The sequence below is a fragment of the Aeromonas sp. s4 genome, from assembly GCF_040907855.1.
In the GTDB taxonomy this organism is placed as follows: Bacteria; Pseudomonadota; Gammaproteobacteria; order Enterobacterales; family Aeromonadaceae; genus Aeromonas; species Aeromonas caviae.
In genome coordinates this window covers 24709-47543 of the sequence record NZ_JBFOCP010000031.1, presented here as the reverse complement: position 1 = coordinate 47543, position 22835 = coordinate 24709, and the positions used below count along the sequence as shown (strand labels likewise).

The window sequence follows — 22835 nt, the reverse complement described above, 5'->3', positions numbered from 1 at the left end:
CAGGCCCGTCGATCAGACGTGGCTGTACATGGCTTCTATCTCGCGCTGGTACTTGGCCTCGATGATCTTGCGGCGCAGCTTCATGGTGGGGGTGATCTCCCCGAGCTCCATGGAGAAGGCGCTCGGCAGCAGGGTGAACTTCTTCACCTGCTCGAACTTGGCCAGCTCCTTTTGCAGATCCTGAATGCGGGCCTCGAAGAACTCCATCACCCGGGAGTGGCGCAGCAGCTCGGTCTTGCACTGGTACTGCAGGTTGATGGAGCGGGCGTACTCCTCCAGGGACTCGAAGCAGGGCACGATGAGCGCCGACACGAAGTGGCGGGCATCGGCGACGATGGCAATCTGCTCGATGAAGCGATCCTTGCCGAGGGTCCCCTCGACCAGTTGCGGCGCCACGTACTTGCCGTTGGAGGTCTTCATCAGCTCCTTCAAGCGCTCGGTGAAGTAGATGTTGCCCTCGTCATCCAGCTCGCCTGCATCGCCGGTGCGCAGGAAGCCATCCTCGGTCATCACCTCGGCGGTGGCCTCCGGCTTGTTGTAGTAGCCACGCATCACGGTGGGGGCGCGCACCAGCAGTTCGTTGTTCTCGCCGAGTTTCACCTCGATGCCGTTTAGCGCCGTGCCGATGGAGCCCAGCCTGAACTGGGTGTCTTCATAGCAGCAGACGGTGGCGGTGGTCTCGGTCATGCCGTAGCCGTACTTGAGGTTGAGCCCCATGGCCTGGAAGAAGAGATTCACCTCGTCCGCGAGACGGGCGCCCGCCACCGGCAGGAAGCGGGTGCGACCGCCGAAACGGGCGCGCAGTTTGCGAAACACCAGGCGCTCGGCAAGCCAGAGCTGGCCATAGAGCAGGGGAGAGGCGGACTTGCCCGCCTGACGGGTGGCGACCATCTGCTTGCCCACCCGGGTGGCCCAGCCGAACAGGGCGCGGCGCAGGCGCGGCGCCTGGGCGACCTTGGCCTGGATCATGGCGTAGGCCTTCTCGTAGAGGCGGGGCACGGCGCACATCACGGTGGGCTTCACCTCGCCGATGACATCCATCACCTTCTGCGGGTCGCGAATGTAGACGTTCTCGGCGCCGCAATAGAGCACGTAGTAGCTCCAGGCACGCTCGAACACATGACTCAGCGGCAGCATGCAGAGGGAGACATCCTGTTCGCTGAGGTCGAGGCGAGCGTCATGCATCTCGAAGCAGGCGGCCATGTTGGCGAAATCGAGCATGACCCCCTTGGGTTCGCCCGTGGTGCCCGAGGTGTAGATGAGGGTCAGCAGGTCGTCCATGCGGTAGTGGCGCTCGCGCTCGCGCAGCACCTGCTCGCTGGGTTGGTGGTTGCCGGAGACGAGGAAGGCCTGGAAGTGGCTGGCCGAGGCGCAGCCGCGCAGATCGACGGTGCCGTCCAGGGCGACGATGTGGCTTATCTCGCCGCTGTCGATGAGGTGCAGCGCCTGATCGAACTGGGGCTGCTCCCCCACGAACAGCATCCTGATGCCGGCATCCTTGACGATGTAGCGCAGCTGATCGAGGGTGCTGGTGGGGTAGATGGGCACGCTGACGCCGCGGGCGGCCAGGATGCCGAGGTCGGCCTGGGTCCACTCGGGCATGTTGCGGGCATAGATGCCGACCATCTCGCCGGACTGGTGGCCCGCCCGGATCAGTCCCTGGGCGCAATAATCCATGGCCTGACCCAGGGTTCGCCAGCCGATGGCGCGCCACTGGCCATCCTGCTGGACGCGCAGGGCGGCCTTGTTGCCAAGGCGGGCAATACGCTCACGCATCACTCTAACCAGATGAAACTGCGACATCTCACGCATCCTCAAGTAACAGTTGTGCGCCCGCAGGGGCACCAAAATCGGGGCTGGAGTTTAAACTCTAACATTACAGCTTACAAGTGTGCGCCATTTGTCCTGGATCACAAAGTCGTCAACCAGATGAGAGTGAGGCATGATAGGGGGCAGGGATCGGATTCATTCAGGGAGTTGCACCATGAATATCGGGATCAAGAGCCTGTTCACCGGCGTGTTGCTGCTGTTGGCGGGGGCAGGCGCCCTCTGGTATCTGCTGGGGGGCGCGGGGGAGCAGGAGAATCCCTGGCTGAGCGGCGCCGAGGGCTATGAGCAGGCGCAGCGGCTGGCGCTGAGGGAAGGATACCCCTTGCTCTACGTGATCGAGCGCGCCAAGTGCCGACGCTGCAAGGCGCTGAATACCAGGCTGTGGCGTGCCCCCGAGATGCAATCCGCCCTGGCGGGGCTGGTGAAGGTGCGACTCAACCCGGATGCGGGGGATGGCAGCGAGCACATTCTGCGCCGCTTCCCCCAGGTTGCGACGGCCCCTGGCATCTATGTCCAGCGACCGGGTGAGCCGCTTCGCCCCATCAAGATCGCGGTGGATATCGAACAGATCTGGATGCCCGGCGTCACCTACGGCCGCGGCTTCTTCATGCCCCTCTCGGGAGCCGCCTTCGAGGCCGTGCTGAGGGTGACCCTGAGCCTGGAAGACCCCTCCATCGACAATGCGCCCCTGCCCTGAGGGGGAAGCGAAGCGGGGGATTCAGGGAGGTCAGAGGGGGGCGCCCGCTGACGGCGGTCTGCTGCGGGTTGTCAGCCGAAGTCGAACAGACGGGACATCAGCACGGCATCCTCCCTCTCCTGCCCGGTACCATAGTAGTCGGCGCGGCGGCAATATTCGGCAAACCCCTCGCTCTCGTAGAGGTTGATGGCGGTGCGGTTGCCGGCCCTGACCTCCAGGAACCAGGCCTCGGCCTTGCCGGCCTTGCTGCGGGCCAAATACTCCCTGAGCAGCGCTCGCCCCAGCCCCTTGCCCTGAAAATCGGGATGCACGCAGAGATTCATCAGGGAGCTGTCTCCCGCCACCAGATCCGAGATGTAGAAACCGGCCGGTCGTCCGTCCACCAGCATCAGGCCGTTGAGATAGCGCGGCCCGAAGCAGGAGAGCAGGTTGGCCTGGCTCCAGGGCTCCTGGTGGGCGGCCTGCTCGATGGGGTAGATGGCTTCGAAGTCCGATTCGAGCAGGGGGCGAAAGTGGGGCAAGAGGTCAGACATGGTCACTCCGGACGGGATTCAGGCTTGCGATGGACACCATGGCCGTGCCATGGTCGTGAGCATCAAGGGGTGTGGCGCTGCCGGCACTGCTGCCAGAGGGCGCGCTTGTGCGCCCCATTGGGCTTGAGCGGGCAGACCAGGGCATCGGGCCAGCGAGGGTCCGGCGCCGTCAGCCAGAGCAGGGGCGAAGTGGCCCCCGCGGGCAGGGAAGGCATCTCGGACAGCAGGGAGACCTCGTCCGTGCCAAGGCCGAGCCAGCGGCAGATGTCCCCGAGCAGGGAGGGCGCGGGCAGCGTCTCTGCCAGCAGCCAGAGCTTGCCGGTCGGCAGAGGGGCAGTCTCCTGCGGGGCCAGCACCTCGTCGGCGGGCGTGTTTGCCGGCTGCGCGACGCCGTCGGGGCTGGTGCCTCCCGCCAGGAGTCTGCCTCTTTGTTGCCAGAGGGGGATGCCCATGCGGGCCAGGATGCGCTGGCGCAGCGGGTCCAGCAGGGGATCTTGCATGGCGAAGGCTCACTCTTGATCTGCGTTGGGGTAAATAATGATGCGCAGAGTACACTCTCGCGGGATTTGCTGCACCCCGGACGTGCGCTTTTAGCCCTGTGGCGATGGCAAACGAGCGCCTCCCCGGGGGCAGAGATGACAGACAATGAGAGTGGGGCGGGGCCAGAGGCCGGACCCCGTCACCACGGATGACCTATCAGCTTCGGAACTGTGCCTATGCCGCCTTTAGCCCAGAATACTGTTCGTGCCACCCCCATTCATGAGCGCCTGCCACGGCTCCTTTCCGCCCTTGGCGAGGGACTGTATGAGCGCCAGGATGCCCTGCGGCTCGGCCTGCTGGCGGCCCTGAGTGGCGAGAGCGTCTTTCTGCTGGGCCCCCCGGGCATCGCGAAGAGCCTGATCGCGCGGCGCCTCAAGCTGGCGTTTCAGGATGCCCGCCATTTCGAATACCTGATGACCCGTTTCAGTACGCCGGAGGAGGTGTTCGGCCCCCTCTCCATCCAGGCGCTCAAGGAGGATGGCAAGTACCTGCGGTTGACCAGCGGCTACCTGCCGGAGGCCGAGGTGGTCTTCCTCGACGAGATCTGGAAGGCGGGCCCCGCCATCCTCAACACCCTGCTCACCGCCATCAACGAGCGGCAGTTTCGCAACGGCGACAGCCAGCACCCCATTCCCATGCGGCTGCTGGTCACCGCCTCGAACGAGCTGCCTGCCCCGGACAGCGGGCTGGAGGCGCTCTACGACCGCATGCTGGTGCGGGTCTGGATGGACAGGGTGCAGGAGAAATCCAACTTCCAGGCCATGCTGGCGAGCGATGGCCAGTCCCATCAGAACCTGACCCCGGCGGTGCAGATTCGGGGGGAAGAGTACGACGCCTGGCAGGATGCCATCGAGCAGGTGCGCCTGCCGGACGCCTGTTTCGAACTCATCTACCAGCTGCGCCAGCAGCTCGACAGCCAGCTCGGGCACGGCTGCTATGTCTCGGATCGGCGCTGGAAGAAGGCCGTGCGGCTCATCAAGGCGAGCGCCTTCTTCAATGGCCGCGACGAGGTGGCACCCCTGGATCTGTTGCTGTTCAAGGATTGCCTCTGGCACGACGAGGCTTCCCGCACCGCGCTGCTGGAGATGATCGGCGAGTTTTCCCGCCTCTACGGCTACCAGCAACTGGCGCTGACCCGGGAGCTGCTCTCCCTGCGCGAGCAGTTCAAGCAGTTGCAGGGGGCGGTCGCCCTGCGCATCGGCTGCAAGGCGGTCAAGCGCAAGCAGTGGTTCGGCCGCCGCGCCCGCGGCACCGAACTGCCGCTGGCCAACGCCAGGCCGTTCGGCAAGCTGGTGCATTTCCAGCTGCTCACTCCGGCGCCCCTGGATGGCAGTGATCCCGAACGCCTCACCGGCACCCTCACCTTCGATCGCACTTTGCTCTCTCACTGGCACCCCACCGGGGAGGCGCTGGTGGGCTGGCCCCTCGGCAACCCCAAGGAGGGGCACTACGAGCTGGTGCTGGACGAGCAGTTGCGGCTGCACGTGCTGGATATCCAGCGCCAGCCCGTGCCCTTGATGCTGGTGGAGCGCACCCCCATCCCCGAGGTGGTGATGGCCCCCTGGCTGTCGGCCCTGGACGACCTGACGGGCCAGGTGAACCGGGTGCTGCAAAACCTCAAGGGCCAGCGCAACCTGTTCGACCGTCACCAGCCTCACCTGTTCGTGGGGGACAACTGGTTGCGTCAGGTGGAGGACAGCTTCTTCGTGCTGAGCCGGGACCTGGAGCGGCTGGGGGCCGAGCTGCAGCAGTGGCGGGATCGTCTGCCTCTTCTCGATGCACAGGGGTGACGTCGCGCCTGACGTGGGATTGGTGAAATAAACAGGATGAAAAACATGTTTCGTCAGCATGATACTCCATCACATCTCAACATCCGGGGTGGCCCATGCTAGAGATCGGCATGATGGACCTGGGGCTGCTCATGGGGGAGGGGGAGCTGGCGGGGGAGATGGCGCTGCTGCTTGCCTCCACCCCCAAGATCTCCGAGTTCCTCAAGCGCTCGCCCCTGCAGGGGAAGCTGCTCAGAAAGCGCATCCAGACCTGGAGCGAACAGCTTGGGGAGGAGATGCGTCACAAGCCGGTGCCGGTGGCTCTCGAGCGGGAATACCTGCTCTATCAGGCCCACCGGCAACTGCCCCTGCCGGAGCTGGTGGGGCGACTGCCCGCCCTGCTGGAAGCCCTTGAGCAGCACAGCCCCTTCGCGGGGGATGCCCGCAGCCTGGTGCGCCAGATAGTGGCCCAGCCCACCGAGGGGCTGCGCCAGCTCTTCATCGAGAAATGGCGCGCCAGCCTGGTGGGCAGCCTGTTGCAGTTGCAGCAGCAGATAGCGGAGGCGGAGCGGGAGAAGCAGCGCCAGGAGATAGAGGATCAACTGCTGGCCAACCGGACCCTGGCCGATGCCCTGGATCCGCACCAGATCTCCGCCGGGGGGCTCTGGGATCTGGCCCAGGGGAGCTGGCACAAGCGCAGCCTGGCGCTGGTGAAGCAGTACGCCCGCATGTTGCAGCAGGAGCCTCTGCTCGCGGAGATCGCCGCCCTGCTTGGGCGCAGCGAGCGGGAGCGGCGCAGCGAGGACAGGACGCTGCCGCCGGTGCCTGTGCACGAGCTGGAGGAGGTGCAAAGTGACGATGTGCCCGACGATCTGGTGGGGGTGCACCCGGCCAGCGATCTGATGCGCCTCCTGCCGAGCGAGGCGGTGATGCTGGCGCTGCCGGAGCTGGAACTGGAGTTCTATCGCCGTTATCTGGAGCGGCGCCTGCTGAGCTACCAGTCGCGGGGCACCCTGCCGCGCCAGCGTCTGATGCTGCGCTCCCCCGAGCAGGGAGGGCAGGAGGTGCAGCCGCGTGGCCCCTTCATCGTCTGCGTCGATACGTCAGGTTCCATGGGGGGCTATCCGGAGGAGTGTGCCAAGGCGCTGTTTCTCGCCCTGCTCAAGGGGACGATGGAGGAGAAGCGGGGCTGCTATCTGATGCTCTTCTCCACCGAGGTGGCGACCCTGGAGATCACCGCCGACACCGGGCTTGAGAAGGCGGAGCGCTTTCTCTCCATGAGTTTTCACGGGGGGACCGATCTGGTGCCCTGCCTGGAGCAGGCCCTGACCCAGCTCGAACAACCCGCCTTTGCCAAGGCCGACGTGCTGGTGATCTCCGACTTCATCGCCCAGAACCTGCCCCACCCCCTGCTCGAGCGGATGAACCGGCGACGGGCGCAGCAGACACGCTTCCATGCGGTCGCCATGTCCCGTCACGCCAAGGCGGCCATTTTGCGGGTGTTCGACAACAGCTGGCTGCTCGATTGCGGCCTGCGTGGACGCCTGCTGCGGCGCTGGCAGCGCCATTGAGGGTGCTCAGGCTCAGAGAGTGGGCCTGTGGTAGAGGCCCCGTTCGTTGACCTGCTCCTGATCCAGCAGCGGCTGACCGCTTGGCTGGGCAATATAAAAACCCCGCTTGCCGCTGCGCTTGACCCTGTACATGGCCTGATCCGCCCGGGCCAGTGCCGCGCCGAAATCGTCCTGGGGCCGGATGGCCGCAATTCCCATGCTCAGTCCCACCGAGGCGTCCCCGTTGGGCAGCTCGAAGGGGGTGGCGATGGCATCGATGCACTGGCGGGCGAGGTGGCTGGTGCGGGGATCGTCGCACGCCCAGGGCAGCAGCAGCACGAACTCGTCCCCGCCGATGCGCCCCAGCCGTACCTCCTCGCCGCAGCAGTGGCGAAGGCGCTGGGCAAGGGAGACCAGCAGTTCGTCACCTGCCCGGTGGCCCAGGTTGTCGTTCACCAGCTTGAAGTCATCGAGATCGATGAAACAGATGGCCTGGTACTCCCCGGGAAAGTGGCGGTGCAGCGCGGTGCGGTTGAACAGGCCGGTGAGGGGATCCCGGTGGGCAAGCTGAGCGAGCTGCTGCTCGTACTCCTTCTCGTGGGTGATGTCGATGTGGGTGCCCATCACCCGGACGGGGTTGCCCTGATCATCCCGCTCCACCACCCGGCCCCGGTCCAGCACCCAGGTGGTCTTGCCATCCTTGGCGATCATGCGGTGCATCGCCTGATAAAACGGGCTCTTGCCCTCCAGATGGTCGAAGAAGGCCTGCAGCACCTGCTCCCTGTCCTCCGGGTGCAGGTGGGCGCGCCAGACGTCGAAGTGGGCCGACAGCTCCTTGGGCTGGTAACCGAGCATGGAGCCCCAGCGCCGGTTGAAGATGATGAGTTTGCCGGTGGGCACATGGTTCTGCCAGATGCACAGGCCGGTGCCGTCCATGGCGGCGTCCAGCTTCTCCCGCGCGTCATCCGCGATGCGTTTGAGACGCTCGTTCTCCAGCAACAACCTGTCGTAAGCCTCCCTCAGCTCCTCGTAGGTCATTCCTCATCCCTTCCCCTGTTCGAAAGCATATATAGTCGATGCACTCTCTCCTTCTGTAAAGAAGGGGATAGGGGAGGCTCTTGTCCGATATGAGGCGTTTTCCCACCCTCTGGCGGCTGTGCGCCCAGAGTCTGTGGGGATATGATGACAGCGGTGAGCGCGGCGTCCGGCCAGTGAAGAGGAGAAAATGTCCGCATGAAGATCCTGATGGGAGGTGGTCTGTTGCTGGGGGTTGCCCTGGCCCAGGCGACGCCACTGGCTGGGTACGAGTTGCAACTGGCGTTGCAGCGACTGGAAGAGTCGACGATGCCGGTGCAGGTGTTTCGCGAGCGCGTCGCCGCCCTGACTGCCGAACAGGCACACTATCCGCCCGAGGTGCAGGGCCGCCTTGCCCGGCTGCAGTGCTGGGCCCAGCCGAGTGAACGAGACGAGGAGTTTCGCCGCGCGGTGGCGTTTGCCGAGCAGGGGCTGGCGCAGGCCCGTGCCCGCAAGGACAGGGTCACCGAGGTGGGGTTGCTCGCCTGCCGCGGGTATCACCGGCAACTGCTCGGCAACATGGCCGGGGCCGGGGAGGATTACGACGCCGCCCTGACCCTGGCTCGCCGGCTCGGGGATGAGCGCCAGCGTGCCGACATCCTGAGCCTGCGGGGGGAGATGTACTCCTACCAGGGGGAGCTGGCGGAGGGGCTGATGGATCTCATCGATGCCCACCAGCGCTACGAGGCGCTCGGGCTGGAGGCCAAGGGGCGCGAGGTGCTCGCCAATATTGCCAATGCCTATCGCAGGATGGGGCTCTATGAGCGGGCCGAGAGCTATTTCAAGGAGCTGGAGCACGACTACCGGCAGCTCGGGGTCGAGGAGTACCTGGTGGACATTCACAGCCAGCAGGGGCTCCTCTACATCGACACCGAAGAGTACGACAAGGCGCTGCCCCTGATGGCCGAAGCGGAGCGTTACTATCTGGGGTCAAACCAGGAAGGGGTCCTGGCCTGGAGCCGAATCGAGCTGGCCACCATCCTGCAGAAACAGGGCAAGCCGGACCAGGCCATGATCAAGCTCGATCAGGCGGCAGCCTCCCTTCATCAGGGGGAGGGGGCGGACAGCGTCACCCTGGGCCACTGGCACCTCGTCATGGCCGAGGTCCTCGAGGCCCTGAACCAACCCGGCGAGGCGCTGCGGCACCTGGACGAGGCCGAGCCCATCTTTACCCGGGAGCAGAACCTGCGCTTCCTCGCCCGGGTGCATGAGACACGGGCCCGGGTGCTGGAGCGTCAGGGGCATATCCAGTCGGCCCTCACCAGCCTCAAGACCTATGTCGAGACCCGCCAGGCCCTCGAGCTCAGATTGCGGGAACAGCGCTCCTTGCAGATGCGTTTCGAGTTCGATCTCGCCCGCAAGGAGCTGGAAAACCAGACCCTCAGGTCCCAGCAGCAGTTGCAGGCGGAGAAACTCAAGCAGTTGCAGGAGCGGCGCTACTGGCAATACCTGGTGGTGGCCCTGCTGCTGGTGGTGATGGGCACCCTGGTGGTGCACCAGCGCGGGCGCACCCGCAAGATGCAGCGTCTCGCCATGACGGACGAACTGACCGGCATCCACAACCGGCGCCAGATCCAGGCCAAGGGGCGCAAATGGTTCACCCAGGCCCGGGAGGAGGGCAAACCCCTGTGCGTGCTGCTGCTGGATGTGGATCACTTCAAGAAGGTGAACGACCAGCTGGGCCACCACGTGGGGGACAGGGTGCTCACCGCCGTGGCCCAGTGCATCGAGGAGCAGTTGCGCAGCCTCGACAGGGTGGGGCGCAACGGCGGCGAGGAGTTTCTGGTGCTGCTGCCGGATACCCTCCTGGGCGAGGCCGTCGAGGTGGCGGAGCGGATCCGCCAAGCCGTCGCCTGCCTCGAGATTGAGGGAGTGCCTGCGGATCACCCCATCCACATCAGCATCGGCTGCGCCCAGTACAAACCCGAGGATGACAACCTGGGCGAGCTGGTACGCCGGGCCGACGAGGCCATGTACGAGGCCAAGCTGGCGGGGCGCAACCGGGTGATGACGGCCCGGTGAGGCCGACCCCGGGCCCCCGTGATAGCGGGCTGGGTATTTTTCACTCGCGCGGGTATAATGCCGCGCAATTTTGCTTTGATCCGGGGCCAGACCCATGTAATGCAACGCGCTTCTCCTGTCTCCACCGGCGGTCACTGACCCGCCCGCGTGGTGTCGTTGTCTGCATGGGCGCCCTGATTCCAAGGTGCTGTCCCGCATTTTTCCCACGGTGGCTCCAGGCCGCCGCTCAATAGAAGAACGTCGAATTATGTCAGCTGAATTTCTGAGTGAAGTCTCCAAGAGACGCACTTTTGCGATCATCTCGCACCCGGATGCGGGTAAAACCACCATCACCGAAAAGGTCCTGCTGTTCGGACAGGCCATTCAGCGCGCCGGTACCGTCAAGGGCCGTGGCTCGGGCCAGCACGCCAAATCCGACTGGATGGAGATGGAGAAGCAGCGCGGTATCTCCATCACCACTTCCGTGATGCAGTTCCCCTACGCCGACTGCCTGGTCAACCTGCTCGACACCCCGGGTCACGAGGACTTCTCCGAAGATACCTATCGTACCCTCACGGCGGTCGACTGCTGCCTGATGGTCATCGACGCCGCCAAGGGTGTTGAAGACCGGACCCGCAAGCTGATGGAAGTGACCCGGCTGCGCGACACCCCCATCCTCACCTTCATGAACAAGCTGGACCGCGAAGTGCGCGACCCGATGGAGGTCATGGACGAGGTGGAGCGCGAGCTCAACATCATGTGCGCCCCCATCACCTGGCCCATCGGCTGCGGCAAGTCCTTCAAGGGGGTCTACCACCTCTACAAGGACGAGACCTACCTGTATCAGAGCGGTCAGGGCCACACCATCCAGGAGAAGCGGGTGGTCAAGGGGTTGAACAACCCCGAGCTGGATGCCGCCATCGGCGACGATCTGGCGGCCCAGCTGCGTGGCGAGCTGGAGCTGGTGCAGGGCGCCTCTCCCGAGTTCGATCACGATGCCTTCATCGCCGGCGAGATGACCCCGGTCTTCTTCGGGACCGCCCTTGGCAACTTCGGTGTCGACCACATGCTGGACGGCCTGACCGACTGGGCGCCAGCCCCCATGCCGCGCAAGGCCGAGAGCCGCGAAGTGGTGGCGACCGAGGAGAAGTTCTCCGGTTTCGTGTTCAAGATCCAGGCGAACATGGACCCGAAACACCGCGACCGTATCGCCTTTATGCGTATCGTGTCAGGTACTTACAGCAAGGGCATGAAGATGCGCCACGTGCGCATCGGCAAGGACGTGAACATCTCCGACGCCGTCACCTTCATGGCCGGTGACCGTGAACAGGCGGTCGAGGCCTGTGCCGGCGACATCATCGGTCTGCACAACCACGGCACCATCCAGATCGGCGACACCTTCACCCAGGGTGAAGATCTCAAGTTCACCGGTATCCCGAACTTCGCGCCGGAACTGTTCCGCCGCATCCGCCTGCGTGACCCCCTCAAGCAGAAGCAACTGCTCAAGGGGCTGGTGCAGCTCTCCGAAGAGGGGGCGGTGCAGGTGTTCCGTCCGCTCATCAGCAACGATCTCATCGTCGGTGCGGTCGGTGTGCTGCAGTTCGACGTGGTGGTTTCTCGTCTGAAGAGCGAGTACAACGTCGAGGCCATCTACGAGGCGGTCAACGTCGCCACCGCCCGCTGGGTGGAAGGGACCGACGTCAAGAAGTTCGAGGAGTTCAAGCGCAAGAACGAGGTCAACCTGGCCCTCGATGGCGGTGACAACCTCACCTACATCGCGCCGACCATGGTCAACCTGCGCCTGGCACAGGAGCGTCACCCGGACGTTCACTTCCGCCAGACCCGCGAACACTGATCACCCCGCCCGCACCCAGCGGGTGGCTGATGACCAGAGAGACCCCGCTTCGGCGGGGTTTTTTGTTATGGGGCGTTTCATTGGAAGGGGCGGCGATCCCCATCCGGGGCTTGATTGGTGAATAAAAATAAATGATAAGTGATTTAAAATTCATTCATGGAGAGAGACATGTCCGTCACCCAACCCGTAGAGGCGCAGTTTGCCGCCTACAATGCCCACGATCTCGACGCCTTCGTGGCCTGCTTTTCCCCGGATTTCAAAGGCTATCGCATGCCGACCGAGACGCCGAGCACAGTCGGCAAGGGGGCGCTGCGGGCCTTCTATGCACAGCACAGATTCAACAACCCGCTGCTCAAGGCCGAGCTGCTGTCACGCACCGTCTTGGGCAACAAGGTGTTCGATCACGAGCTGATCCACGGCCTCTCCCCCGAGCCCATCGAGAGCGTGGCGGTGTTCGAGGTGAAGGAGGGTCTTATCCAGACCGCCTGGTTCTATTTCCCTTCCTGAGCGCCGCTACACGGGCCTGCCGGCGACAAAGCTGGTATAAGAGAAAGTTCCCTGCGGGCATCCCCTGGTCTGCCCGCGTCTGGACAATAACAAGGAGTACACCATGCTTGGACGCATCACCCACCTCTTCCCGCTTTGGGCCCTGCTGTTTTCCCTGCTGGCCTACTGGCAGCCCGAGCCCTTCGTCGGCCTCAAGGGCCAGATAGTGCCGCTGCTGACCATCATCATGCTGGCCATGGGGCTGACCCTCAAACCCCAGAACTTCCTCGACGTGGTGCGCAACAAGAAGGCCATCGGCCTCGGGCTGGTATTGCAGTTCAGCGTGATGCCGCTGGCCGCTCTGCTGGTCAGCCTGTTGCTGGGCTTTGATGCCGAGTTGACCGTGGGCATGGTGCTGGTGGGCAGCGTCGCCGGTGGCACCTCTTCCAACGTGATGTGCTATCTGGCCAAGGGCGATGTCGCTCTCTCCATCACCATGACAGCTCTCTCCACCCTGCTCGGGGTCCTCGTCACCCCCCTGCTGGTGCAGCTGCTGGCTGGCAAGAGCGTCGACGTGCCGGTGCTGGACATGCTGCTGAGCCTGGTGAAGATAGTGCTGATACCCGTGGTGTTCGGGGTGGTTGCCAATGTCTTCCTCCACTCCCTGACGGCACGTATCGAGCCCGTGCTGCCGCTCGTCTCCATGGCCGCCATCGTCATGATCATCGCCATCGTGGTCGCCCTCAACGCAGGGCAGTTCGCCAGCATCGGCCCCATCGTGGCGCTGGCGGTGATCCTGCACAACGGCATCGGCATTGCGGCGGGCTACTGGGTCAGTCGCTGGCTGGGCTTTGAGGAGCGGATCTGCCGCACCGTGGCCTTCGAAGTGGGGTTGCAGAATTCTGGCCTCGCCACGGCGCTGGCCATGAAATTCTTCACTCCCGCCTCGGCCATGGCTGGCACCCTCTTCTCGGTCTGGCACAACCTGTCCGGCTCTCTGCTGGCCGGGGTCTGGGCCAAGCGACCGCTTTCCCGGCCTGCTGGGACCCTGGAGCAGCGCGCTGGCTGATCAGGGGGCGACAGATGAAACAACAAGGGGCCATGGGCCCCTTGTTGTTTGAGCTAGTCGAGCGCCAGCACCATGCAAATCTCGCAGGCGTCGTGGCCCGTGCAGCCAAGGGGCCCCGGCAGGTGTTCGAAGCCCAGGGATTCATAGAGGGCGGTGGCTTCCCGCAGCACGGCGGTGGTCTCCAGATAGCAGCGCTGGTAACCCAGGGCGCGGGCCTCGGCCAGCGCCTGCAACACTAGCCGCCGTCCCAGGCCCAGCCCTCGCAGGGCGGGCAGGAAGTACATCTTCTGCAGCTCGCACACATCCGCTGCCCCCGCCAGCGGCGCTATGCCGCCCCCGCCAAGAATGGTGCCGTCCGGTCCCTCAATCACCCAGTAGCGGCTGCGCTCCCCCTGATAGGTCTCGTGGAGAAAATCGAGGTTGGGATCCGCCACCCCGTACCCCTTGTCGGCGGTGAGGCCGTATTCGGCGGAGACGGCGCGCACCACGGCGGCGATCCGGGGATTGTCGGCCGGGGTGATGGGGCGGATGACGAATCCCTGCTGGCGGCGGGCGCGGGAGAGGGCGCTGCGATAGAGCCGCATGCCCTCCCAGATCTGCTCGCACTCGGCGGGGGAGAGCTGGGCCAGGGCCCCCGCCATGGTCTCGTCCATCTGCCGGTGCAGCTCCTCAAGCTGTGCCTTGCCCGGCTCGGTGAGGCTCGCCTCCTTGCTGCGCCCGTCCGAGGGGTGGGGTTGCCAGGCGATCAGCTCCCGCTCGGCGAGGCGGGCCAGGGGGCGGCTGGCGTTGGACTTGTCGATGCGAAGGCGCTCGGCAAGCTGCTGGTTGGTGGCGGGACCGTTCTCCAGCTCGATGAGCAGGTGGGCCTCCAGGGGGCTCAGGGCCAGCGAGCCGCACTGCTGGGAGAGCATGCCGAGTTCGCGTACCAGTTCCCTCGACAGGGCGCGCAGGGGGCGGGGATCCATGGGGTTGTCTCCTTGTGATGGCATTTGGTTGTTATGCGCAACCAATACCATCCTTTGGTTGTTGATGACAACCATTTGCGTGAAAAAGGGCGAAAGGCAGGCAGAAAAAAGGGCCCGGGAGGGGGCCCAAACATTGGAAACCCGCGCGGGGGCGCGGATCCCATCCTTGGTCAGGCAAGGGGCCGGCGAGGGTTAGACCAGCTCGGCCAGCATGGTGTCGGCATAGGGCACCAGGGCGTCGCCCTGTTTCACCTTGGCGAGGTAGTCCGGGTTGGCGATGAGGGGGCGACCGATGGCGACGAGGTCGAAGCGGTCCGCCTCGATGGCCTCGAGCGCGGTCTCGGCGTTGTAGTTGCCCACCCCCACCAGGTGGCCGTCGTAGCGGGCACGCAGGTAGTCGGAGGCGCGGCCGTCCAGGTAGTCGAAGGTGAGGCTGTCATCGAAGATGCCCAGGTGCAGATAGGCCAGAGTGCGCTGGTTCAGCTCGGCCAGCAGGTGGTCGAACACGGCGCGATCCCGGGCATCCCCCTCCAGGTGCACATAGGCGCCGGGGGAGAGACGAAGGCCGGTGCGATCCCCGCCGATGCGGGCGGCGATGGCATCCACCACCTCCAGCGCGAAGCGGCTCATGTTCTCGGGGCTGCCGCCGTAGTTGTCGGTGCGCAGGTTGCTGGCGTGGTGCAGGAACTGATCGATGAGGTAGCCGTTGGCACCGTGGATCTCCACCCCGTCAAAGCCCGCCTCGATGGCGTTGGCGGCGGCCTGGGCGTAATCCTCGACCAGCTGGGCGATTTCGCTCCCGGTCAGGGCGCGCGGCACTTGATAGACCAGCTCGCGCATGCGCGGTACCGTGCCCTCATGGGCGATGGCGGAGGGGGCCAGCACTTCGGCGTGGTGGAAGAAGGGGTGGGAGAGACGGCCCACGTGCCACAGCTGGGCGAAGATCTTGCCACCGTTGGCATGCACGGCGCTGGTCACTTTCTTCCAGCCGGCGATCTGTTCGGCGCTGTAGAGCCCCGGGGTATTGGGGTAGCCCTGCCCGTCCGGACGGATGATGGTGGCTTCGGAGATGATGAGGCCGATGTCGGCGCGGCGGCCGTAGTAGGCGGCCATCTGTTCGGTGGGCACCAGACCCGGGCCCGCCATGCAGCGGGTGAGGGGGGCCATCATGAAACGGTTCGCGAGGGTGAGGGTGTCGTTGAGGCGATAGGGCTGAAACAGGGTATTCATGATCGTCTGTCCTGAGGGAGTGATTCTTGAACGGGCATTCAAGACGTTTTTTGGTTTGTGTGCAAGTATTTTTTGAGCAAGCATTCAACATGGATTGACGGGGGAGGCTGGGGTAAACTTGCCGCCCTGTTTTTTCCGTCCCGCGGGACCTTGCCACCGGAGACCCCATGCGCAGCGCCGAATACGATCGGGATGCCGTCTTGCGAAACGCCATGGAAGCCTTTCGCGCCAAAGGCTATGCCAAGACCACCATGCAGGAGCTGGTGGCCGCAACCGGCCTGCACCCGGGCAGCCTCTATGCCGCCTTTGGCAACAAGCGCGGCCTGCTGCTGGCGGCGGTCGATCACTATGTGGCAGAGAAGGGAGCCCTGCGCCGCCGCTGCCTGGCACAGCCCAGCCCGCTGGCGGGGCTGCACGCCTACCTCGAGCAGGTGGTGGACGATGCCCTGCAGGGCTCCTGCCTGCTGACCCGCACCCTGATGGAGCTGGCGGAGCAGGACGAGGAGCTGCACCTTCGCTTCAAGGCCATCTACGGCGAGCTGGAACAGGATCTGGCCGGGCAGCTGGCCCTGGCAAAGGCGAAGGGAGAGCTGGCAAAAGAGGGGGACATCCCCACCCTGACCGCCTTCTTGCAGGTCCATATCCAGGGGCTGGTCACCTTCGCCCAGTGTCACCCCGACCGCCCTCTGCTGGCCGGTGTCGTCGCCCGGATGATGAGCGCCCTGCGGGCGTGATGGCGAGGATGGAAACAACAAAGGCTCCCGCGGGAGCCTTTGTTGTTGCTGGGCATGTCCCTCGCAGCAGGGGGGTTGCCCCCTTCTCCCGCTCATTTACAAAAGAATGGGAGGAGGGTTGGGGATGAGGGGGCGGAACTGCCAGCCGCTGCCGCTTAGCCCGGATTCACCAGGTCCTTCATCAATGCCTTCAACCAGATCAAGGCCGGTTGCTGGGCGTGGACCGGGTGCCAGACGCAGTTGAGGTGATAGTCCGGCACGTCGTCGGGCAGGGGCAGGCTTTTCAGCGGCCAGTGGCTGGCGAGCAGCTCGGCCACCATGCTGGGCAGTACCAGCAGGTGGTCGCTCTGGCTCACGATAGCGGCGGCGGACATATAGCTCTGGCTGTTGACCGAGATGGTGCGGCTATGGCCCAGGCTCTGCAAATAGCGGTCGAGGCTCGCCTCCGAGGTGCCGAGCGGCGAGTGGAACACATGGGGCATCTCGATTAGCTGCTCGAGGGTGATGCGCTCCTCCTCCAGCTCCAGGGTGGCGCGCACCAGCCCGGCCAGGGGTTCGGTGAGCCAGGTCTCCTTGCCCAGATACCCCGGCACCTGCATGTACTCGTCAAACCCCAGCACCAGGTCGATTTCGCCGCTCGCCAGCTCGGCTTCGGGCAGGGTATCGCGCAGGATGCGGATCTCGATGGTGACGCCCGGCGCCAGTTTCCTGAGGCGCTGGATAAGGGGCGGGATCAGCACGCACTCCACGTAATCCGTGGTGCAGAGCACGAAGCGGCGCTTCGACTGGTGCGGCGCGAACTCGTCCTCCTCCCAGAGTTGCTGCTCCAGCAGCCGCAGCGCCTGCTGCACCCCCAGATGCAGGCGCTGGGCCCGGGGAGTCGGCAACATCCCCTGGGGCGTGCGCACCAGCAGCGGGTCGCCGAGAAAGGCCCGCAACCGGCCGAGGGAGTGGCTCATGGCGGGCTGGCTGATAAAGAGCGATTCGGCGGCGCGGGTCACGCTCCCTTGCGTCATCAGGGCGTCAAAGGCGAGCAGCAGATTGAGGTCGAGCTGGTGCAGTTTCATGGGGGGATTATTCGCCGTGTTTATGGGACAATTAATCCTATTCATTTGATGGATGGGCGCGCAACTTCTTACACTGCGACCCACTCTTATTTTTTTCAGGGTTCCCAGGCAAATCGGGGGCCTCAATCCATGCAAGGAGCCTTGCGATGAGCATCAAGACCATGAACACCACGCCGGCCGCTGACGGCTTCACCATGCCCGCCGAGTGGGCTCACCAGCAGGCCGTCTGGATGATCTGGCCGTTCCGCCCGGACAACTGGCGGGAAGCCGGTCGCTTCGCCCAGGCCACCTTCGCCAAGGTGGCGGATGCCATCGGGCAGGCCACTCCTGTGTTTATGGGGGTACCGGCCCAGTTTATGGAGCAGGCCCGCGCCATCATGCCCGCCCACGTCACCCTGGTGGAGATGGCCAGCGATGACTGCTGGGCCCGCGATACCGGCCCCACCATCGTCACCAACGCCGCAGGCGAGTGCCGTGGGGTGGACTGGGGCTTCAACGCCTGGGGCGGCCACAAGGGGGGTCTCTACTACCCGTGGAACCAGGATGAAGAGGTCGCAGCCCGGATGCTGGAACAGCACGGCATGGATCGTTACGATGCACCGCTCATTCTGGAAGGGGGCTCCATCCATGTGGATGGCGAAGGCACCTGCCTGACTACCGCCGAGTGCCTGCTCAACGAAAACCGCAACCCGCACCTGACCAAAGCGCAGATCGAAGCTTACCTGCGCGACTATCTGGGCGTCACCAGCTTTATCTGGCTGGACGAAGGGGTCTACATGGATGAAACCGACGGCCACATCGACAACATGTGCTGCTTCGTGCGCCCGGGTGAAGTGGCCCTGCACTGGACCGATGACGAGAACGATCCCCAGTACGCCCGCTCCCTGGCCGCCCTCCAGGTGCTGGAAGCGGCGGTGGATGCCAAGGGGCGCAAGCTGAAAGTGTGGAAGCTGCCCCAGCCGGGCCCGCTCTACTGCACCCAGGAAGAGTCCGCCGGCGTCGAGAGCGGCAGCGGTGTGCCGCGCGAGGCAGAAGGCCGTCTGGCCGGTTCCTACGTGAACTTCCTTATCACCAACGATCGCATCGTCTACCCGCTGCTGGATGCCGCCACCGACGGCGAAGCCCAGCGCATTCTGGAAGAGATCTTCCCGGAGCATAAGGTCGTCGGCGTACCGGCCCGGGAGATCCTGCTGGGCGGTGGCAATATCCACTGCATTACCCAGCAGATCCCTTCCGGCAAATAAGAACCGGTTCCGGTGAGTATTCAAAACCCCACTCAGTGGGGTTTTCTCTCTTGATGATGTGATGAGCGCCGGCGCCGATGCGGCGATCATCATGACAAACAGTCACCCTTTTACAGGAGATCCCAGATGATCGAAGTGACCGAGGTTTCCATTGCCGAGCTGCGCGATGCGCTCGAATCAGGCCGCACCACAGCGGTCGAGCTGGTCAAGGCCTATCTGGCCCGGATCGATGCCTATGACGGCCCCGAGACACAAACCCGCCTCAATGCCGTCGTGGTGCCCAACCCCGATGCCCTGAAAGAGGCGCAAGCGTCCGATGCCCGCCGCGCCCGTGGCGAGACCCTGGGGCCGCTCGACGGCATCCCCTACACCGCCAAGGACAGCTATCTGGTCAAGGGGCTGACCGCCGCCTCCGGCAGCCCGGCCTTCAAGGATCTGGTGGCCCAGCGCGATGCCTTTACCGTTGAACGCCTGCGCGCCGCCGGCGCCATCTGCCTTGGCAAAACCAATATGCCGCCGATGGCCAATGGCGGCATGCAGCGCGGCGTCTATGGCCGTGCCGAGAGCCCCTACAACGCCGACTACCTGACCGCGCCCTTTGCCTCCGGCTCCTCCAACGGTGCCGGTACTGCCACCGCCGCCAGCTTCTCCGCCTTCGGTCTGGCGGAAGAGACCTGGTCGAGCGGCCGGGGTCCTGCGTCCAACAACGGCCTGTGTGCCTACACCCCGTCCCGTGGCGTGATTTCGGTGCGCGGCAACTGGCCCCTGACCCCGACCATGGATGTGGTGGTTCCCTACGCCCGCACCATGGCCGATCTGCTGGAAGTGCTGGATGTGGTGGTCGCCGACGATGCCGACACTCGCGGTGATCTCTGGCGCCTGCAGCCCTGGGTCAAGATCCCCAAGGCGTCCGAGGTGCGTCCGGCTTCCTATCTGGAGCTGGCTGCCAAGCCCGATGCCCTCAAGGGCAAGCGCCTCGGCGTGCCGCGCATGTTTATCAACAAGGATGAACTGGCGGGCACCAGCGACAATCCCGGCATCGGCGGCCCGACCGGTCAGCGCATCCATACCCGCGAGGCCGTGATTGCCCTCTGGGAACAGGCCCGTCAGGCGCTGGAAGCCGCAGGCGCCGAAGTCATCGAAGTGGACTTCCCGCTGGTTTCCAACTGTGAAGGGGACAGACCCGGCGCTCCGACCGTGTTCAATCGCGGCATCGTGAGCCCGGAGTTTCTCAACGACGAGCTGTGGGAGCTCTCCGGCTGGGCGTTCGACGACTTCCTGCGCGCCAACGGCGATCCCAAGTTGAACAAACTTGAAGATGTCGATGGGCCGAAGATCTTCCCCCACGATCCGGGCACCCTGCCGAACCGCGAGGGCGATCTCGCGGCGGGCATGGACGAGTACGTCAAGATGGCCAAGCGCGGCCTCAAACGCTTTGACGAGATTGCCTCTGTGCCGGACGGCCTGCGTGGGCTGGAAAAGACCCGCAAGCTGGATCTGGAGGACTGGATGGACGGGCTCAAGCTCGACGCCGTGCTGTTCCCGACCGTCGCCGACGTGGGCCCGGCTGATGCGGACGTGAATCCGGCCTCCGCCGATATCGCCTGGAGCAACGGCATCTGGGTTGCCAACGGCAACCTCGCCATTCGCCACCTCGGCGTGCCGACCGTCACCGTCCCCATGGGCATCATGGCCGATATCGGTATGCCGGTGGGCCTGACCTTCGCCGGCCGCGCCTATGACGACAACAACCTGCTGCGCGTCGCCTCGGCCTTCGAGTCCACCGGCAGCAAGCGTATGGTGCCGCCACGCACGCCGCCGTTGGGGTGATGGTCGTTCTGGGTTGGGCTGATGATAACGAAAAAACCACCTGCTATGTACAGGTGGTTTTTATTTCCGAAATTGGTGGTGTAGGTGCTAGGGTTTTGATACACAGGAAGAGTAATTAGAAAGTTTATATATTCTTAGCCTGTTAAAATTGGCCGAATGGATAAATATATACGACATCCTTCAATGACTCCTTTTGGATAGTGCTGTATATAAAGTCATTATTTATTCCAATGCTTCAAGGAAATGGCGCCAAGATATATTGCATGAACCTTTTGATGTTACTGTGATTGGAATTGAAATAATGCCGTTATCTGCCATTTTCATTATCTTTTTAATAATATTGTCAACCCCAACTGGGTGTTGAGCAATAGCGGGGCCTGGTAGAAAGACGATTTTATAGAACGTGGTTATTATCTGTTCTGGTTTAAAATCGTCAAGATGCAAAAGACCATGTGACTTTGCTATCTCGATAATATAGGATGCAAACTTCCCACTAAACTCAAATTGTGCAGGACAACGCCCCGCAGTCCCTAGAGCACTTGACTTTAATTCACAAAGGATGACATTTAACTTATTTTCATTTGCATGAAATATAATGTAATCGCATTTTCTAGTGATATCTGCACAGTTCGGATTTATAAAATGTGAAAATTGTTGCAATAGGTCTGATGCATGATCGCTAGAAACAACGATCGCATTTTTTAACTCACCGCCACCAAGAGTATGGAAATTAGTAAGATTAAAAATAATCTTCTTTAATTTGGCATCTTCACTAGCTTCAGTGAAAACTATTTGTTTGTCCTGATGCTTTACCTTTACATTAGGATTTATTACATTTCTAATTATCTCTATCATGAAAATTATGAACCTTCATAAATAGCCATGCTAATTTCATTTGCAATATCAATGCTTTTTATGATTTCATCATTGAAAAGAGTAAGATCGATACCAAATTCGGATACAGCCATAGCCTTTGTTTTACCTAGTTCAGACTCTATGACAACAGTTGAAATATTTTCTGGACGTAAAATGGATACATCCTTGACATTCGCTTTTTTCAATAATTCAGATTTGGATTTACGGTCTATTTTAGAACTTGATAACATTATTAAGTTGTTGATTTCTCTAACAAAGTGATCGCTATGAGTCGTAACGATAACTCTTACGCCATTATTTGACAATGCCGCCAATAAATGCGCCATTTTTTTCTGATTATCTAAATGCAAATTCATTTCTGGTTCGTCAATAATCAGAATGCCATTCATTGTCTGTAGTTGAGTAACAAAATGGTCTAATAGCAGCATCGATTTTGCTGCACCAGAAGATGCCTTTAATGAAACGACAACATTTTCACGGTTTTCAGGCATGAATTTGATGGTTTTTTCTTCGCTCTTATATTTCCCACCAATTAAATCACGCATGATTTTTACGGTGTCAGAATTCTTTCTGTTACCTGCTGATAATCTAAAAAAACTCCTTCCATTAGATAAGGAGCGAATGGTTGCTATATTATCTTCAATCGGCTTTATATAAATGCTTTTGGAAGCAGCTTGATTTTTATAACCAAAATCAATGATGTTTTTTCTTAACGAGCTATCCAGATCATTATAAAACAATGATATTCCTGTACGCTCAGAAGTTATGGCAAATTGAGAGTGTGAAAGAAATCTTCTACAAATGAAATAATTTAATACATTTGATATATCATCAGTTATTTTTTTATTGCTTGTAGATTGTGCATTTTCCTCACGAGTTATATCTATTTTAAATAAGTTTTCATCAGCCGATTTTCTGATGGAGATATTACTATCACTAATAAATGCATTTATTTCTCCATTACCTTTAGATACTCTTTCCAAAAAGTCGTTGTCAATCTCAACATCTATTTCAGGTAAAGTGGTAGAGTTCAGCTCTAAGCTATTGGCAAGAAATATGGCAGTATCAGCAGATCTCAATTCATTTATTATCTTATTGGTGTTTATTTTTATCTCATCTACATTTAATGTGAATGTAAATTTAGATACATCATCTGCGTAGTTGTTTTTTATCCATGCTTCTAGCTCTGGATATTTAATAGATGAACGGAATGCATCAAAAAAAATGCTTGTTAAAAGATAGTGAGTGTAACTTAAATAAGTTTTCCCTACACTATTTTTACCACATATTATAGTTAAGTTGCCGAATAAAATATCTGCTTCTTTAATTGGTCCTAAATTTTTAATTATTAGGCGTTTAATCATTTTATCATCTCATTTCTATAGATAGATATGGCCTAGTGCTTATACATTATTTTTGGATAAAAATCACTAAAATAAACCAGTCTCTCAGACCCACGGTATGAGGACTGTAGATTCAAATAGC

19 protein-coding genes are annotated in these 22835 nt (G+C 61.5%); 10 read left to right on the top strand and 9 right to left on the bottom strand.

Annotated features, from left to right (window positions below):
- Positions 1 to 12 precede the first annotated feature (12 nt).
- Positions 13 to 1803, bottom strand: a complete 1791-nt coding sequence (locus tag AB5Y89_RS10275; RefSeq protein WP_103260800.1) for a long-chain fatty acid--CoA ligase — start codon at positions 1801 to 1803, stop codon at positions 13 to 15.
- A 181-nt stretch (positions 1804 to 1984) separates the two neighbouring features.
- Between AB5Y89_RS10275 and AB5Y89_RS10270 the strand changes: the two genes are divergently transcribed.
- On the top strand, positions 1985 to 2527 hold the full coding sequence (locus AB5Y89_RS10270; protein ID WP_010672910.1) for a hypothetical protein: 543 nt from the start codon (positions 1985 to 1987) through the stop codon (positions 2525 to 2527).
- 71 nt (positions 2528 to 2598) lie between these two features.
- Here the strand turns inward: AB5Y89_RS10270 and rimI are convergent, their stop codons facing one another.
- Complete coding sequence (rimI, locus tag AB5Y89_RS10265) at positions 2599 to 3048, bottom strand: ribosomal protein S18-alanine N-acetyltransferase (RefSeq protein ID WP_103255305.1); 450 nt, start codon at positions 3046 to 3048, stop codon at positions 2599 to 2601.
- A gap of 74 nt (positions 3049 to 3122) precedes the next feature.
- Positions 3123 to 3560, bottom strand: a complete 438-nt coding sequence (locus AB5Y89_RS10260) for a DNA polymerase III subunit psi (RefSeq protein ID WP_319911434.1) — start codon at positions 3558 to 3560, stop codon at positions 3123 to 3125.
- A 216-nt stretch (positions 3561 to 3776) separates the two neighbouring features.
- On the opposite strand from AB5Y89_RS10260, the gene AB5Y89_RS10255 reads away from it, so the two are divergent.
- Both AB5Y89_RS10255 and viaA read left to right on the top strand, forming a co-directional pair.
- Positions 3777 to 5390: an ATPase RavA domain-containing protein gene (locus AB5Y89_RS10255; protein WP_201970096.1), complete on the top strand. Its 1614-nt coding sequence runs from the start codon at positions 3777 to 3779 to the stop codon at positions 5388 to 5390.
- Positions 5391 to 5485: 95 nt separating this feature from the next.
- Positions 5486 to 6940, top strand: coding sequence for an ATPase RavA stimulator ViaA (gene viaA, locus AB5Y89_RS10250; RefSeq protein WP_368223713.1), 1455 nt, complete (start codon positions 5486 to 5488; stop codon positions 6938 to 6940).
- A 12-nt stretch (positions 6941 to 6952) separates the two neighbouring features.
- Here the strand turns inward: viaA and AB5Y89_RS10245 are convergent, their stop codons facing one another.
- Positions 6953 to 7957, bottom strand: a complete 1005-nt coding sequence (locus tag AB5Y89_RS10245) for a sensor domain-containing diguanylate cyclase (RefSeq protein WP_039039409.1) — start codon at positions 7955 to 7957, stop codon at positions 6953 to 6955.
- Between the two features lie 195 nt (positions 7958 to 8152).
- Between AB5Y89_RS10245 and AB5Y89_RS10240 the strand changes: the two genes are divergently transcribed.
- From AB5Y89_RS10240 to AB5Y89_RS10225, 4 genes are all read left to right on the top strand, one after another.
- The gene (locus AB5Y89_RS10240) at positions 8153 to 10015 is read left to right on the top strand and encodes a diguanylate cyclase (protein ID WP_368223711.1); all 1863 of its coding nucleotides are present in this window, start codon (positions 8153 to 8155) and stop codon (positions 10013 to 10015) included.
- 244 nt (positions 10016 to 10259) lie between these two features.
- Complete coding sequence (gene prfC, locus AB5Y89_RS10235; RefSeq protein WP_089503670.1) at positions 10260 to 11849, top strand: peptide chain release factor 3; 1590 nt, start codon at positions 10260 to 10262, stop codon at positions 11847 to 11849.
- Positions 11850 to 12017: 168 nt separating this feature from the next.
- Positions 12018 to 12356: a nuclear transport factor 2 family protein gene (locus tag AB5Y89_RS10230; RefSeq protein WP_368223709.1), complete on the top strand. Its 339-nt coding sequence runs from the start codon at positions 12018 to 12020 to the stop codon at positions 12354 to 12356.
- A 103-nt stretch (positions 12357 to 12459) separates the two neighbouring features.
- Entirely contained in the window at positions 12460 to 13404 is a 945-nt protein-coding gene (locus tag AB5Y89_RS10225; protein ID WP_041211045.1) for a bile acid:sodium symporter family protein, read from the top strand.
- Between the two features lie 53 nt (positions 13405 to 13457).
- On the opposite strand, the gene AB5Y89_RS10220 is transcribed toward AB5Y89_RS10225, so the two are convergent.
- Positions 13458 to 14369: a bifunctional helix-turn-helix transcriptional regulator/GNAT family N-acetyltransferase gene (locus AB5Y89_RS10220; protein ID WP_113069660.1), complete on the bottom strand. Its 912-nt coding sequence runs from the start codon at positions 14367 to 14369 to the stop codon at positions 13458 to 13460.
- A gap of 192 nt (positions 14370 to 14561) precedes the next feature.
- A complete protein-coding gene (locus AB5Y89_RS10215) occupies positions 14562 to 15599 on the bottom strand; it encodes an alkene reductase (protein ID WP_180344825.1) in 1038 nt (345 codons plus the stop codon).
- Positions 15600 to 15766: 167 nt separating this feature from the next.
- On the opposite strand from AB5Y89_RS10215, the gene AB5Y89_RS10210 reads away from it, so the two are divergent.
- A complete protein-coding gene (locus AB5Y89_RS10210) occupies positions 15767 to 16333 on the top strand; it encodes a TetR/AcrR family transcriptional regulator (RefSeq protein ID WP_049635917.1) in 567 nt (188 codons plus the stop codon).
- A gap of 155 nt (positions 16334 to 16488) precedes the next feature.
- Here the strand turns inward: AB5Y89_RS10210 and AB5Y89_RS10205 are convergent, their stop codons facing one another.
- Positions 16489 to 17400 carry a LysR family transcriptional regulator gene (locus tag AB5Y89_RS10205; protein ID WP_045523416.1) on the bottom strand — a complete coding sequence of 304 codons (912 nt, stop codon included), beginning with the start codon at positions 17398 to 17400 and terminating at the stop codon, positions 16489 to 16491.
- Between the two features lie 146 nt (positions 17401 to 17546).
- On the opposite strand from AB5Y89_RS10205, the gene aguA reads away from it, so the two are divergent.
- Together aguA and AB5Y89_RS10195 are read left to right on the top strand one after the other, a co-directional pair.
- Positions 17547 to 18644 (top strand): agmatine deiminase, encoded by a 1098-nt coding sequence (gene aguA / locus AB5Y89_RS10200; protein WP_368223706.1) that lies wholly within the window; start codon positions 17547 to 17549, stop codon positions 18642 to 18644.
- Between the two features lie 126 nt (positions 18645 to 18770).
- Complete coding sequence (locus AB5Y89_RS10195; RefSeq protein ID WP_368223704.1) at positions 18771 to 20474, top strand: amidase; 1704 nt, start codon at positions 18771 to 18773, stop codon at positions 20472 to 20474.
- A 222-nt stretch (positions 20475 to 20696) separates the two neighbouring features.
- On the opposite strand, the gene AB5Y89_RS10190 is transcribed toward AB5Y89_RS10195, so the two are convergent.
- On the bottom strand, positions 20697 to 21329 hold the full coding sequence (locus AB5Y89_RS10190; protein WP_227274262.1) for a hypothetical protein: 633 nt from the start codon (positions 21327 to 21329) through the stop codon (positions 20697 to 20699).
- A gap of 5 nt (positions 21330 to 21334) precedes the next feature.
- Entirely contained in the window at positions 21335 to 22714 is a 1380-nt protein-coding gene (locus AB5Y89_RS10185; protein WP_368223702.1) for an AAA family ATPase, read from the bottom strand.
- Positions 22715 to 22835 lie beyond the last annotated feature (121 nt).

What these genes read in the sequence shown, in the direction of transcription:
- AB5Y89_RS10275 (WP_103260800.1), bottom strand. Translation starts at nt 1,803, where the DNA reads ATGTCGCAGTTTCATCTGGTTAGAGTGATGCGTGAGCGTATTGCCCGC.
- AB5Y89_RS10270 (WP_010672910.1), top strand. Translation starts at nt 1,985, where the DNA reads ATGAATATCGGGATCAAGAGCCTGTTCACCGGCGTGTTGCTGCTGTTG.
- AB5Y89_RS10260 (WP_319911434.1), bottom strand. Translation starts at nt 3,560, where the DNA reads ATGCAAGATCCCCTGCTGGACCCGCTGCGCCAGCGCATCCTGGCCCGC.
- AB5Y89_RS10255 (WP_201970096.1), top strand. Translation starts at nt 3,777, where the DNA reads ATGCCGCCTTTAGCCCAGAATACTGTTCGTGCCACCCCCATTCATGAG.
- viaA (WP_368223713.1), top strand. Translation starts at nt 5,486, where the DNA reads ATGCTAGAGATCGGCATGATGGACCTGGGGCTGCTCATGGGGGAGGGG.
- AB5Y89_RS10245 (WP_039039409.1), bottom strand. Translation starts at nt 7,957, where the DNA reads ATGACCTACGAGGAGCTGAGGGAGGCTTACGACAGGTTGTTGCTGGAG.
- AB5Y89_RS10240 (WP_368223711.1), top strand. Translation starts at nt 8,153, where the DNA reads ATGAAGATCCTGATGGGAGGTGGTCTGTTGCTGGGGGTTGCCCTGGCC.
- AB5Y89_RS10230 (WP_368223709.1), top strand. Translation starts at nt 12,018, where the DNA reads ATGTCCGTCACCCAACCCGTAGAGGCGCAGTTTGCCGCCTACAATGCC.
- AB5Y89_RS10225 (WP_041211045.1), top strand. Translation starts at nt 12,460, where the DNA reads ATGCTTGGACGCATCACCCACCTCTTCCCGCTTTGGGCCCTGCTGTTT.
- AB5Y89_RS10220 (WP_113069660.1), bottom strand. Translation starts at nt 14,369, where the DNA reads ATGGATCCCCGCCCCCTGCGCGCCCTGTCGAGGGAACTGGTACGCGAA.
- AB5Y89_RS10215 (WP_180344825.1), bottom strand. Translation starts at nt 15,599, where the DNA reads ATGAATACCCTGTTTCAGCCCTATCGCCTCAACGACACCCTCACCCTC.
- AB5Y89_RS10210 (WP_049635917.1), top strand. Translation starts at nt 15,767, where the DNA reads ATGCGCAGCGCCGAATACGATCGGGATGCCGTCTTGCGAAACGCCATG.
- AB5Y89_RS10205 (WP_045523416.1), bottom strand. Translation starts at nt 17,400, where the DNA reads ATGAAACTGCACCAGCTCGACCTCAATCTGCTGCTCGCCTTTGACGCC.
- aguA (WP_368223706.1), top strand. Translation starts at nt 17,547, where the DNA reads ATGAGCATCAAGACCATGAACACCACGCCGGCCGCTGACGGCTTCACC.
- AB5Y89_RS10195 (WP_368223704.1), top strand. Translation starts at nt 18,771, where the DNA reads ATGATCGAAGTGACCGAGGTTTCCATTGCCGAGCTGCGCGATGCGCTC.
- AB5Y89_RS10190 (WP_227274262.1), bottom strand. Translation starts at nt 21,329, where the DNA reads ATGATAGAGATAATTAGAAATGTAATAAATCCTAATGTAAAGGTAAAG.
- AB5Y89_RS10185 (WP_368223702.1), bottom strand. Translation starts at nt 22,714, where the DNA reads ATGATTAAACGCCTAATAATTAAAAATTTAGGACCAATTAAAGAAGCA.